The organism is Lacticaseibacillus saniviri JCM 17471 = DSM 24301 (assembly GCF_001311785.1).
Taxonomy (GTDB): Bacteria; Bacillota; Bacilli; order Lactobacillales; family Lactobacillaceae; genus Lacticaseibacillus; species Lacticaseibacillus saniviri.
In genome coordinates this window covers 17100-29961 of record NZ_BBBX01000009.1, presented here as the reverse complement: position 1 = coordinate 29961, position 12862 = coordinate 17100, and the positions used below count along the sequence as shown (strand labels likewise).

The 12862-nt window shown below is 49.5% G+C and carries 16 protein-coding genes and 3 pseudogenes; 18 read left to right on the top strand and 1 reads right to left on the bottom strand.

Annotated features, from left to right (window positions below; translation table 11 throughout):
* Position 1 precedes the first annotated feature (1 nt).
* The 15 genes and pseudogenes from rpsP (at position 2) to JCM17471_RS16475 (ending at position 10141) form a co-directional block, all read left to right on the top strand.
* Positions 2-277, top strand: a complete 276-nt coding sequence (gene rpsP, locus JCM17471_RS05995; protein WP_054777199.1) for a 30S ribosomal protein S16 — start codon at positions 2-4, stop codon at positions 275-277.
* A gap of 8 nt (positions 278-285) precedes the next feature.
* Complete coding sequence (locus JCM17471_RS05990; protein WP_054777198.1) at positions 286-540, top strand: KH domain-containing protein; 255 nt, start codon at positions 286-288, stop codon at positions 538-540.
* An 81-nt stretch (positions 541-621) separates the two neighbouring features.
* Positions 622-1140, top strand: coding sequence for a ribosome maturation factor RimM (gene rimM / locus JCM17471_RS05985; RefSeq protein ID WP_054777197.1), 519 nt, complete (start codon positions 622-624; stop codon positions 1138-1140).
* A complete protein-coding gene (trmD, locus tag JCM17471_RS05980; protein ID WP_054777196.1) occupies positions 1130-1873 on the top strand; it encodes a tRNA (guanosine(37)-N1)-methyltransferase TrmD in 744 nt (247 codons plus the stop codon). The genes rimM and trmD overlap by 11 nt, the downstream gene beginning before the upstream one ends.
* A gap of 309 nt (positions 1874-2182) precedes the next feature.
* Positions 2183-2752: a hypothetical protein gene (locus tag JCM17471_RS05975; RefSeq protein WP_156321624.1), complete on the top strand. Its 570-nt coding sequence runs from the start codon at positions 2183-2185 to the stop codon at positions 2750-2752.
* Positions 2713-3513 carry a hypothetical protein gene (locus tag JCM17471_RS05970; protein WP_162208366.1) on the top strand — a complete coding sequence of 267 codons (801 nt, stop codon included), beginning with the start codon at positions 2713-2715 and terminating at the stop codon, positions 3511-3513. Before JCM17471_RS05975 ends, JCM17471_RS05970 begins: the two co-directional genes overlap by 40 nt.
* A gap of 54 nt (positions 3514-3567) precedes the next feature.
* Positions 3568-3765, top strand: coding sequence for a hypothetical protein (locus JCM17471_RS05965; protein WP_054777193.1), 198 nt, complete (start codon positions 3568-3570; stop codon positions 3763-3765).
* Between the two features lie 114 nt (positions 3766-3879).
* Positions 3880-4227: a 50S ribosomal protein L19 gene (rplS, locus tag JCM17471_RS05960; RefSeq protein WP_054777192.1), complete on the top strand. Its 348-nt coding sequence runs from the start codon at positions 3880-3882 to the stop codon at positions 4225-4227.
* 59 nt (positions 4228-4286) lie between these two features.
* On the top strand, positions 4287-4457 hold the full coding sequence (locus JCM17471_RS14015; RefSeq protein WP_156321623.1) for a hypothetical protein: 171 nt from the start codon (positions 4287-4289) through the stop codon (positions 4455-4457).
* An 18-nt stretch (positions 4458-4475) separates the two neighbouring features.
* Positions 4476-4727, top strand: a complete 252-nt coding sequence (locus JCM17471_RS05955) for a DUF896 domain-containing protein (RefSeq protein WP_054777191.1) — start codon at positions 4476-4478, stop codon at positions 4725-4727.
* A gap of 61 nt (positions 4728-4788) precedes the next feature.
* Positions 4789-5019, top strand: a complete 231-nt coding sequence (locus JCM17471_RS05950) for a YneF family protein (RefSeq protein ID WP_054777190.1) — start codon at positions 4789-4791, stop codon at positions 5017-5019.
* A gap of 138 nt (positions 5020-5157) precedes the next feature.
* A pseudogene (locus JCM17471_RS05945) lies at positions 5158-6935 on the top strand (ABC transporter ATP-binding protein).
* Complete coding sequence (locus JCM17471_RS05940; protein ID WP_054777189.1) at positions 6928-8709, top strand: ABC transporter ATP-binding protein; 1782 nt, start codon at positions 6928-6930, stop codon at positions 8707-8709. Before JCM17471_RS05945 ends, JCM17471_RS05940 begins: the two are co-directional and overlap by 8 nt.
* Positions 8710-8755: 46 nt before the next feature.
* Positions 8756-9991: pseudogene (locus JCM17471_RS05935) on the top strand (amino acid permease); the annotation flags it as partial.
* 45 nt (positions 9992-10036) lie between these two features.
* Positions 10037-10141 carry an amino acid permease C-terminal domain-containing protein gene (locus tag JCM17471_RS16475; protein WP_369395806.1) on the top strand — a complete coding sequence of 35 codons (105 nt, stop codon included), beginning with the start codon at positions 10037-10039 and terminating at the stop codon, positions 10139-10141.
* A 57-nt stretch (positions 10142-10198) separates the two neighbouring features.
* Here JCM17471_RS16475 and JCM17471_RS05930 read toward each other — a convergent pair whose 3' ends face one another.
* Positions 10199-10852, bottom strand: coding sequence for a lysophospholipid acyltransferase family protein (locus JCM17471_RS05930; protein ID WP_054777188.1), 654 nt, complete (start codon positions 10850-10852; stop codon positions 10199-10201).
* Positions 10853-10935: 83 nt separating this feature from the next.
* Here JCM17471_RS05930 and JCM17471_RS05925 point away from each other — a divergent pair.
* The 3 genes and pseudogenes from JCM17471_RS05925 to rpsB all read left to right on the top strand — a co-directional run bounded on the left by JCM17471_RS05925 (position 10936) and on the right by rpsB (position 12852).
* Positions 10936-11666: pseudogene (locus JCM17471_RS05925) on the top strand (tRNA1(Val) (adenine(37)-N6)-methyltransferase).
* Positions 11659-11955, top strand: coding sequence for a GIY-YIG nuclease family protein (locus JCM17471_RS05920; protein WP_054777187.1), 297 nt, complete (start codon positions 11659-11661; stop codon positions 11953-11955). The pseudogene JCM17471_RS05925 and the gene JCM17471_RS05920 overlap by 8 nt, the downstream one beginning before the upstream one ends.
* A gap of 117 nt (positions 11956-12072) precedes the next feature.
* Positions 12073-12852, top strand: a complete 780-nt coding sequence (gene rpsB, locus JCM17471_RS05915) for a 30S ribosomal protein S2 (protein WP_054777186.1) — start codon at positions 12073-12075, stop codon at positions 12850-12852.
* The last annotated feature ends 10 nt before the right edge of the window (positions 12853-12862 follow it).

Below are 12862 nucleotides of genomic sequence, written 5' to 3'. Positions count from 1 at the left end.
AATGGCAGTTAAAATTCGTTTAAAGCGGATGGGTTCCAAGCGTAAGCCATTCTATCGGATCGTTGTTGCTGATTCACGTTTTCCACGTGATGGCCGGTTCATCGAATCTGTTGGTTATTACAACCCATTAACAGAACCAGTTGACTTGAAGTTAGAAGAGGACACAATCCTTGATTGGCTTCAAAAGGGCGCACAGCCTTCAGATACTGTTCGTAACTTACTTTCAAGTAAGGGCATCATGCAAAAGTATCACGAAGCTCGCTTCGCTAAGAAATAGGGTTAACGATAATGGATATCACAGCGCTTATTCGCGCCATTGTGACGCCATTAGTCAATGATCCGGACGCTGTTGTCATTGACGCCCATGAGACGGATGACTATATGGCGTTTGACTTGACGGTTGCCCCCGATGATGTCGGGCGGATTATCGGTAAACAGGGTCGGGTCGCGCAATCGATTCGCACTTTGGTTTACAGCGTCAAGGCACCGTATACCAAACGTGTACGGTTAAATATTTTGGATGCTGGTCGTTCAAAGTAATAATAGCTCGAGACGAAACTTCGGTTTTGCCTCGAGCTATTTTGTTAGAGAGAAATGTGTTTTGAGAATGAGGAGGGCAATATGCCAGAATACTATCGCGTTGGCAAACTGGTGAATACGCATGGGGTGCGCGGTGAGATGCGCGTGATCGTGACCACGGATTTCCCCGATGAACGCTTTGTTGTAGGCCAACAGCTCTACATCGATGACGCGGCCAAGACGCCTGTCGTGATTAACAGCGTGCGTCAACACAAGGGCTTCACCTTGGTGACCTTTGAAAACTACACCGACATCAATCAAGTACTGCCATTCAAGACGCACGATTTGTTGGTGGCCGATGAGGATTTGCAGCCACTCGATGATGGTGAGTATTACTACCGCGACTTAATTGGTTTGACCGTGATTGATCAGGACAATCAAGTCTTGGGCAAGGTCAGTGAAATCTTGAGTCCCGGTGCCAATGATGTGTGGGTGATTCCGCGCAAGGGCAAGTCTGATATTCTGTTGCCATTTTTGAATTCTGTGGTGCTCAATATCGATTTGGATAAGAAGGAAGCGCACGTCGATGTGCCAGAAGGGTTGATTGACGATGCGAATTGATGTGTTGAGCCTCTTCCCCGACATGTTTGCCCCAATGACGCAGAGTGTCATCGGTAAGGCACTGGAACGGGATTTGCTCGAATTTAGTGTGACCGATTTCAGAAAATATAGCAAAGACAAGCACATGCACGTGGATGATACGCCCTATGGTGGCGGGGCTGGAATGTTGTTGAAGCCGGAACCAATTTTTGATGCGATGGCAGACATCAATGCGGCACACCCTGGCAACAAGCGGGTCATTCTGCTCGATCCAGCTGGCAAGCGCTTTGATCAACAAGCTGCGCGCGACCTCGCACAGGAATCGCACTTGGTCTTTATCTGTGGCCATTACGAGGGTTACGATGAGCGCATTCGCACGCTGGTGACGGATGAGTACTCATTGGGTGACTTCGTGCTCACAGGCGGTGAATTGGGTGCGATGATGATGATTGATGCCACAGCACGCCTGCTGCCGGGTGTGCTGGGGAACACGGAATCTGCGCACACCGATAGCTTTGAGAACGGTCTGCTGGAGTATCCCCAATATACGCGACCCGCCGATTACGAAGGCATGCAGGTGCCAGAAGTCTTACAAAATGGGAATCATCAACTCATTGCGCAGTGGCGGCTCAAGGAGAGTCTGCGCCGGACATACTTACGGCGGCCAGATCTGCTGGCTGACCTTGAACTCGATAAGAACGCGCAGAAGTTATTGCGTGAGGTGAAGCGTGAAGAGGCTGATAAAGCCAATTAGATTAGCTGAGTTCAGGAAAAATGCGCCCGTGAGCATTCATACGAATGTGGTCAGGGCGCTTTTTTGTGCGCAATAGGCAATACGGCGATAAAATGTACTAACAATCATCTTACATATGATAAAATGACGCTTGCGTAGAGAAAATGGATTTTGAGAAAGAGGTTTGGGCATGAACACTGACACACAGCCGCGTCGGGTAGGACGGGCATCGTGGTCGACCGGTGGGTTAGCCATCGGCATTGTCGGCATCACATTAATTTATTTCTATTTGGCGGTTCATTTCGGTCATGGCTCATGGCGCACCGATACTTGGTTCCACCTGATGCGGATCGGGGATCTGAATATCGCCACGCGACAACATCACCTGCCAGACATCGTGAACATCACGAGTTTTTGGGCCTGGGTCAGGCCTTTAATGCGATGTATCCGCCGTATTTCTTGTATCCACTTGTCGCCCTGACACGGGGCTTGAACGGCTTGTTACAGTGGTATGCCATTCAGAGCCTGATTGTGTTCATCGGCTTGTGGTTAGCGGTATTTGGTTTTCGCCGGGCCGGTGGTCGAGTCTGGTCGAGTCTCTTATTTGGCACAGTAACCGTGCTATCCCAGGGCTTTGTCGCGTACACCGATAGTGGTTCACTGGGGATGATGATCGGCAGCGCCATGCTGCCGGGAGCGTTGATGGCCACTTATAATGTCGTCAAGAAGGGACAATATCGCGATATTCTGGCGTTGGCTGTACCCGTCGCCATCACATTGAACAGTCATCTGGCGACAGCGGTCCTCATGGTGATTGTGGTTGTGATCATTGCCATCACGCAAAGCGTGGCCGCCCGAACGTGGTCCATTTTTGGCGGTTCTGTCTGGCGGGAGGCTTAGCGCTTCTGTTGAGTCTGCCGGCATGGTTGATGCCCATCGTGATGGCGCCGTCACATTTATCCAGTGTGCGGCTTATTCCGCTCAAGGGTGCCTCACTGTTAGGTATCGTGCAACAGACATTGACCCTCAACAAAGTCAGCCTGATGAGCTGGTTGGGGTTAATCGCGTTGGTTTATGTGCCATGGCGTGCGATAAAATACCATCAATTTCAGGAGGGTCGAGTCTATTACGTGCTGGGCGTGATTTTATTCTACTTATCAACCGATCTGTTCCCATGGTCATTGATGCCAACGGTGCTGGCAAATGTGATTCAAGGCGTGGAGTGGCGCTTGCTGGCGATGGCCGCAACACTTTTGGTGACGGCCGGATTTATTCAATCTCTCGATACGTTAGCTTCAGGTACGCAACGCGAGCATCGGCTATTGCTGATGCTGACCTTGATTGGCTTTGTGGTCCCTATGGCGGACATCACATTGACGCTTGGCCAACGCAATCGCGCGCTACCTGCATGGCAGCCACAGGATGGCTATTACCATCATGCGGATAATGTATTAACACCGGCGTCGTTCCAGTCACCTGATTTCTATCGGTTACGGTGGTACACGGATTATCTACCAGAAACCACGCCTAAAGCCTCGTTTGGGGCGCAGGTGAGTGTGTCGGCGCACCAGGCCGTGGCTGATGGAAAATTTTCGGGTGCCACGGGCGGTCGATCCAAACAGCCATGCCATCACGTTTACTTTGCCACAAGCAACGAGTGACTGGGTCGATCTACCATTTGGTATTACAGCAGTCTGCATTATCAGATCCCAAATGTGCGCCAAATTAAGCAATCGACTCGCGGCAGCGTGATGATCAAGCTCGACAAGCCTGCCAATCAAGTTACCGTTCAACGCGTGAGTTCACCGTGGTATCGGCCTGCTGTGTGGGTGATGTTGCTGGCTTGGTTGGGGGTTTTGGGACTTTGGGGAGCGCAGCGCTTCAGGTTAGATCGCCGCGAGAAAACCGAATAAGCGCTTGAATCATGGGTTGGCCTATGCTAAACTAACTAATTGTGATACGTCACATAGCAACGATATTCCGCTGTTCGGGAAGATTATGAATGTCGATAAAAGGAGAATTGATTAATGAATCCATTAATCCAAGAAATTACTAAGTCTCAATTACGCGATGATATCCCTGACTTCCGTCCTGGTGATACCGTACGTGTCCACGCCCGTATCGTTGAAGGCGACCGCGAACGTATCCAAATGTTCGAAGGTGTCGTTATCAAGCGTCATGGCGTTGGTGTTTCCGCAACATATACTGTTCGTAAGATTAGTAGCGGTGTCGGTGTTGAACGGACATTTCCATTACACACCCCACGTGTTGAAAAGATCGAAGTAACTCGTCACGGTCAAGTTCGTCGTGCTAAGTTGTACTACTTACGCGCACTCCGTGGTAAGGCTGCTCGTATCAAGGAAAAGCGTCGTTAAAATGAAAAGAGCCGTTTTCGGCTCTTTTTTATTGCCACGGCCCATAGAAGGGGATGCGGATGCAACAACAAGTGTTTGTGGTCTTTTACGCGGACCTAACCACCGTCAGATTAATTCGCGTTTTTCAATCTGAGCAGCGAGCGCAGGCTTATGTTAAAATGCTTCAAAAGGCACCGTTCGATCATGAGGCGGCAGAAGGCTATCGTTACCAGATGGTGCCTCTGAATTAGCTGAAGGAGGAATTTTTGATGGCAGATCAACCAAAAGAACGAATTGACCGGATTAATGAACTCGCCCGTAAGGACAAAGAATTCGGTTTAACTGAAGAAGAACAAGAAGAACGTAAAGCATTGCGTGAAGCTTACCTGAAGGATTTTCGGGAAGGCTTCCGCGATCGCATGGCACAAACCAAGTACGTTGACAAAGAGGGCCACGATGTCACGCCCGAAAAATTACGTGAATTACAGCGTGAACGCGGCTGGCGTGACGAGAAAGATTAGGGTTTTATTTGCCCTCGATTTCTGTACAATAATATCTGAACGGTAAAGGGGGTTGACGCATATGATAGGTTGGATCTTAGGTATCTTAATCGGCTTAATTATTGGTCTGGTTGGCGGTTTCTTCGGTGCTCGTGCTTACATGAAGAAGTACTTCCAAGACAATCCACCAGTAAACGAAGATATGTTACGCACAATGATGATGCAGATGGGGCAAAAACCATCCGCTAAAAAGATGAATCAAATGATGAATCAAATGAAACAAGCACAAAAAACGCCAAGTAATCGCGTTTGACCGTGCTGTCATTGCGTAAGAAGAGCGTGTCACAAAACCACAATGGTTTTGTGACACGCTCTTTCGTTTCTGGCAAAGGACCACACCGATTGCGCTTGTGGTTCATTATTTATTGCTATATAATTAAATATTCATTATATTTTACTTTTAAAGGGGTGTGAAAATGGGCATATTCAAAAACTAGGTTGGTACTTTCGCGAAGAAAAGGGCCGCTATCTCTGGGGCCTATTATTTCTAGTCTTGGTTGCTGTGGTGAACTTAATTCCACCACGGGCAATTGGGGTGTTGGTCGATTTGATGGCCAAACATAAGCTCAATGGATCAACGCTATTATTATGGTTGGGTTTATTAGTGCTTGCCGGTGTCGGCCAGTATGTCTTTCGGTTTGGTTGGCGAACCGCCATTTGGGGTGGTGCGGCGAAGCTCGAAAAGACACTGCGCTCACGCTTGTTCAAGCACTTCATGGACATGGACGCGATTTTTTATCAGAAACATCGTACCGGGGATTTGATGGCGCATGCCACCAATGATCTGAATGCGATTCAAAATGTCGCCGGTGCTGGGATTTTGACGCTTTTTGATTCCATTATTACTGGCGGCACCACGATTGTCGCCATGGCCATTTTGTCGACTGGCGGCTCACCTTAGCCGCACTCATCCCGATGCCGCTGCTGACGGTGATGGCGCGCAAATTGGGGACCAGTCTGCACACCGCGTTTGCCAAGTCACAGGCCGCATTTTCACGCCTAAACGACAAAACGCAAGAATCGATTAGCGGCATCAAGGTGATCAAGACATTCGGTCAGGAAAAAGAGGATACCGCTGACTTTAATCGCTTGGTTGATAAGACGATCACCATCAACACCAAGGTGAATCGCTTAGATGCATTATTTGATCCGATCACCAGTTTGATCATGGGCCTCACCTATGTCATTGCGTTGGTGTACGGCGGCGTGCTGGTTGAAAATAAGAGTATTACCATCGGGCAATTGATCTCATTTATCGCATATGTCTCCGCCCTAGTGTGGCCGATGTTTGCGATTGGTCGTCTGTTCAATATTCTCGAACGTGGGAATGCCAGTTACGATCGGGTCAATGAGTTGCTACAAACCAAGAGTGCACGTTATCTGCCGGACACACCGGTTGAGACCGCAGCTCACGGTAATCTGAGCTATCAAGTGCGCTCATTCAGCTATCCGGAAGCCGATGTTGAGGCGTTACACGATATCGACTTCACCTTACCAGAGGGTCAGACCCTGGGTGTCGTCGGTCGTGTCGGTGCGGGGAAAACAACACTGTTCAAGCTGCTGCTGCGTGAATTCGACCAATACAAGGGTCACATTACTCTCGGTGGTGTGGATATCCGTGATTATCAAGAGGATGCGCTGCTGCATGCCATTGGCTATGTGCCGCAGGATAATTTCTTATTCTCGACTACCGTGGCCAATAACATTCGTTTCGCTGATTTTGGCGCGGACCAAGTCAGTGTTGAACGAGCGGCAGTGGATAGTGCCGTGCACGATGATATTCTGCAATTTCCTGACCAGTATGAAACGCTGGTCGGCGAAAAGGGTGTCAGTCTGTCTGGCGGCCAAAAACAACGCTTGGCGATTGCGCGGGCCCTGTTAACCAAGCCAGAACTCTTGATTTTGGATGATGCGTTATCTGCCGTGGATGCCAAAACGGAAACGGCAATTCTCGATGCGCTGAAGACAACCCGCGAGAACAAGACAACCATTATCGCTGCCCATCGATTGAGTTCTGTGATGCATGCCAACGAAATTGTGGTGCTCGAAAATGGGCGCATCATTGAGCGGGGCACACACGACGAATTATTGAATCAAAATGGCTGGTACGCAGAGATGTGGGCCAAGCAAGAATTGGAAGCTCAGTTAGGAGGTGGCGCGAATGGCTAAACAACAATCGGCATGGGCACAGAGTATTCCCATGAAAGAACAGTGGAAGATCATGGGCCGCTTAATGACGTATACCAAGCCGTATAAGCGTCAATTCGGTGGGGCATTGGTTGCTGCGGCACTGTTGGCGGGGATGAACGTTGCCCTACCATGGCTGTTGCAATACTATCTGGATCATTTCTTAGCCAAACAATCGGCCACACTGGGCGTCATCATTGCCGTGGCGAGTCTCTACCTGTTTGGAACCATCATCAAGGCGCTGCTGCAATTCATGCAGTCGTTTTGGTTCATGATGGGGTCTGAACGTGGCCTTGAAGATGTGCGCCGGGAATTATTTGCCAAGTTGCACACGCTAGGCATGCGCTACTTCGATCAGACACCGGCGGGCTCAATTGTTTCTCGAGTCACCAATGATACGATGACACTGGCTGATTTTTGGAATGTGATTCTATCGGTGATTGTCGGGGTATTCTCGGTGGTCTCTAGCTTTATTGCGATGGTGCTCGCCGCACCCAAAATCGCGTGGACAGTGCTTTTGTTCCTGCCCGTCTTGATTATTGTGATCTGGTATTACAGTACCTACAGCTCCAAGGTTTATCGGCGGATGCGGGAACGTTTGTCCGAACTGAATACCAAACTCAATGAATCGATTGAGGGTATCAGCATCATTCAGCAGTTCCGTCAAGAAACACGCATCACCAAGGAGTTTGAAACCACCAATGACGCCTATCTCGCTACCAGAAAGGCCATGATCCGCACCAACAGCTTACTGTTATCACCCATCATCAACCTGCTGTACATCTTGGCCTTAGTGGTTGTCTTGGGTCAATTCGGTGATAATTCGATGCACACGTTTGTAGAAGCGGGGTTGGTCTACGCATTTACCACGTATGTCGCGAATTTCTTCAATCCCATGACCAACATGATGGATAGCTTGGCCTTCATGCAGGATGGGGTGGTCGCAGGGAGCCGGATTTTCCGGATTTTGGATGATCAGGAACTGGCACCCACACAGAATCCCGATGCACACGCGACGATGACGCACGGTAAAATCGAATTTCGTCATGTCAATTTCAGTTATGACGGTGAACACAACATTTTGAAAGACATCAGTTTTGTCGCCAATCCGGGACAGACGGTGGCGCTTGTCGGCCATACCGGTTCCGGCAAGAGCTCCATCATCAACGTCTTGATGCGCTTCTATGAATTCGGCGAAGGTCAAATCCTGATTGATGATCAGGATATCCGCGATTTCAGTATGGAAGAACTGCGCGAAAAATTAGGTTTGGTCTTGCAGGATGCCTTTATGTTCTATGGGGATGTTGCCAGCAATATTCGCTTGTTCAATGATAAAATCACCGATAATCAAATTCGTGAAGCAGCGGAATTTGTGCAGGCGGATGAATTCATCGAAAAGTTGCCTGGTCAGTATCACGCGCGTGTGATCGAAGGCGGGAGTCAATTCTCTGCCGGCCAACGACAATTGATTTCATTCGCTCGGACCGTGGTGACGAATCCTAAGGTCTTGGTGTTGGATGAAGCCACGGCCAATATCGATACGGAAACCGAAGCGATGATTCAAACAGGATTGGCGCGCTTGCGCGAAAACCGTACTACCATTGCGATTGCGCACCGGTTGTCGACGATTCAAGATGCCGACTTGATTCTGGTCTTGGATGACGGCCGCATTGTTGAACGCGGCACGCATCAAGAATTACTCGCGCAAAACGGTCGCTATGCGCTGATGTATCAGCTGCAGGCCGGGGAAAAGTGAGTGCAACGCGCCAATTTTTTGGTTACAATGTAAAAAATGATGAGGGATGGATGTCTATGTCACTGTGGCAACGCATGACCGTAAAACCAGATTTAGAAAAACGTTGGCGGCTGATCATCAGTTTGCTAAAACCCTGACCACACGTGACCTTGTGGCACTCGGGATTGGGGCAGTCATTGGGACCGGAATTTTTATTTTACCCGGTACCGTAGCCGCCACCACCAGCGGACCGGCCATCACCTTGGCGTTTATTCTTGCGGCCGTCGCTTGTTCTTTTGCGGCGATGTGTTATGCCGAGTTTGCCTCCGCACTCCCTGTGGCGGGTTCCGCTTACGCGTACGGCAATATTGTCTTTGGTCAGATTTTTGGCTGGATCATTGGTTGGGCCCTAGTGCTCGAGTACATGTTAGCCGTGGCTGCGGTGTCGACCAGCTTCTCGGCGTACTTGGTCAGTCTCTTACGGGGCTTTGGTCTTAACCTGCCCAAAGCGATTACCGGTGCGTTCAATCCCGGCAACGGCCAGTATGTTAATCTGATTGCGGTTGGCGTTGTTTTATTGATCGGGTGGATGTTGTCGCACGGTATGCAGAGCTCAATGCGGGTCAATCGCATCATGGTGGTGGTCAAACTGGCCATCATCCTGCTCTTTATTCTCGTCGGCTTGTTCTACGTGCAACCCAAGAATTGGCAACCGTACTTCCCATACGGAGGCAAGGGAGTCTTAGCGGGCGCTCGATGGTATTCTTCGCTTATCTCGGGTTTGATGCGGTTTCAGCCTCAGCGCCTGAGGTGAAGCACCCGCAAAAACGCTACCACGCGGCATTATCGGGACGTGATTATTGCCACTATCTTGTATGTCTTAGTGGCCATTGTTCTCACCGGTATGGTGCATTACAGTGAGTTGAACGTCGCCGATCCCGTGGCCTTTGCTCTGGCCGCGGTGCATCAAACGGGCATTGGGGGCATCATCTCAGTTGGCGCGATTGCCGGCATGTTCACGATGATGGTGACGATGATTTATAGCTCATCGCGCCTCGTTTATGCGATTGGACGCGATCACTTGTTACCAGCTTGGTTTGCCAAAGTCCACAATCAGTTACCACAACACGCATTAGGCACGGTGACCGTGATTATCGCGTTGTTAGGGGGCTTTGTGCCGCTGACGCAATTGGTCAATCTAGTCAATATCGGCACACTGATCGCTTTTGCCTTCGTGTCTCTTGGCATCATTCCCTTACGCCATCATCAGGGCATCGATAATCAAGGCTTTAAGGTGCCCGGGTACCCCGTGACCCCACTGATTTCCTTGGCTTTTTGCTTATTGCTCATGAGTCAGTTGAGTCTCGAAACTTGGGTGATGAGTGGTCTGTGGTTTGGTTTTGGGCTGATTATCTATTTCAGCTATGGCTTCAGACATTCGGCTCGTGTCTAGCGACATCAAAAAAGGTTGTGACATGCCCCAGATGGGGTGTCACAACCTTTTTTGCTTTTAATTCACTTTGCCTTTACTCTTTTCTTCCAGGTACTTGCTCTCATCGGGTACATAGTGGAAGTCCGGATTGATTTCTTTGTCTAATTGATCAAAAGCGACCTGCATTTGGTCACCGATGGCTTTGATTTTCTCATCATCGAGTTTGCCAGTGGGCGCTGGGATGGGGTCACCGAAGCGAATATCCACGCGCTTGCGCAACAGCAATTGACTGAACTTGACGGGACCCTGGTAGACGGCGGGCACGATGGGCACCTTGGCCAACTTGGCAATCAAGGCCGCGCCACCCTTGAGCTCGTTAGCGTAACGCGATCCGGAAGGGAAAATCATGACGGAGAGTTCACCTTGACGCAACATTTTCACCGGTGTTTTGACCACGCTTGGCCCGGGGTGCGCCCGATCGACACCAAAGGCATTGGCGTGGACCAAAATCCAGCGTAAAATGGGATTACGGAACAGTTCTTCTTTAGCCATAAAGGCGAATTTTCGAGGTGATGCGGCAAGCGCAAACATGATGGGATCCCACCATGTGCGATGCGGCCCGACAAGCACATAAGGGCCGTCAGGGAGTGCTTCTTTATTTTGGTAGTGGGTGTTACCGTTGATCAGAAACACGATCACGCGGGCAACCACCCGGATAAATGAATAGAACATCGGTCGACTTCCTTTACTATCAACTTGTGTGCTAAATTATAGCATTATCCACAAATCTATGCAGAGATAAATTTGGAGGCAGTATGGAACTTTTACCAGGGGAACGAATTGATCAACTCAGAAGCGGGGCGGTCCAAATCATTCAAAGCGCCGAAGTGTTTGCCTTCTCGCTGGACGCTGTGCTCCTGTCAGCTTTTGCGCAGGTCAAAGCCAACAGTCGGGTGGTCGACTTGGCAGCCGGCAACGGCGCTGTTGGCCTGTTTGTTGCGGAACAAACCCGCAATCAGGTCACATTGGTAGAATTGCAGCCACGTTTGGCTGATATGGCCAGCCGCAGTGTGACGCTCAATCAGTTGACGAATGTGAATGTGGTGACGGCAGACTTGGCAGACACCGCGCAATTTGTTCAAAAAGATACGGTCGATGTGGTCACCTGCAATCCGCCATACTTCAAGGTCAGTGATCAGAGTGTTAAGAATCCCAACGAGCATCTCGCGCTGGCACGGCATGAGCTGACCACCGATTTTGAGACGGTCTGTCGTGTGAGTGCACAATTATTGAAGTATCAAGGCAAACTTTTTTGGTCCATCGCCCGGATCGCTTACAGGAATTGCTCAGCACGCTGATGCAAAACGGCCTCGCGCCCAAACGCATTCGCTTCGTGCATCCCAAAGCGGATCGTGAAGCCAATATGGTCTTGATTGAGGCCATTAAGGCGGGGAAACCGGATGGCATTCGCATTCTGCCACCCGTTGTGGTCTATCAGGCGGATGGCACCTACACGCAGGAGGTGGCCCACTTACTCTATGGCTGAAGAATTTTATTTTTACGTTTTATTATGTGCTGATGGCTCGTTTTATGGTGGCTTCACTACGGATGTCACTGCTCGCGTCAACACGCACAATGCGGGCAAGGGAGCCAAATACACGGCCGCCAGACGCCCGGTGTCACTCCTGTACAGTGAAAGCTTTGCTACCAAGCACGATGCCTTATCGGCCGAGTGGGCGTTCAAGCATCAGAGTCGCCACGCGAAGGAGCAATTTTGCGGGCACACAATGTGCAGTGGTAGGACTTGCCAAAGGATCAACATTTCTGTATACTAGTCTGAGTGTGAAAAGCACAAACCACATCATCAACTAATCGTGACTGAGGTGCTCGAAAGAGTTCGGTTGCGAGTGGACGTTGGTGAGAGGAATAAAACCTATTGGAGGAATTTACTCATGGCAGTATTAAGCATGAAGCAGCTTTTAGAAGCCGGTGTCCACTTTGGTCACCAAACCCGTCGTTGGAATCCTAAGATGAAGCCATTCATCTTCACGGAACGTAACGGCATCTACATTATTGATTTACAAAAGACCGTCAAGATGATTGACGATGCTTACAACTTTGTTAAGGAAGAAGCAGCCGATAACGGTGTTGTTTTATTCGTTGGTACAAAGAAGCAAGCTCAAGACGCAATTGCTGAAGAAGCAACCCGTGCCGGTCAATACTACGTTAACCATCGTTGGTTAGGTGGGACTTTGACTAACTGGAACACCATCCAAACACGGATCAAGCGCTTAAAGGACATCAAGAAGATGGCCGAAGATGGCACCTTCGACAAGTTACCTAAGAAGGAAGTTGCTTTGCTTAAGAAGCAACAAGACAAGTTAACCAAGTTCTTAGGTGGTATCGAAGACATGCCTCGCATCCCAGATGTGATGTTCATTGTTGACCCACGCAAGGAAAAGATTGCTGTTCAAGAAGCACACAAGTTGAACATTCCTATCGTTGCGATGGTTGATACCAACTCTGATCCAGATGATATCGATGTTATCATCCCATCAAACGACGACGCTATTCGTGCCGTTCGTTTGATCACAGCTAAGATGGCTGATGCTGTTATCGAAGGCAACCAAGGTGAAGACCAAGGCGACGTTAACTTCGACAACAACAACTCAAGCGATTCAATCGAAGACATTGTTGAAGCCGTTGAAGGCGACAACACTGACGCTAAATAATTAAACGATA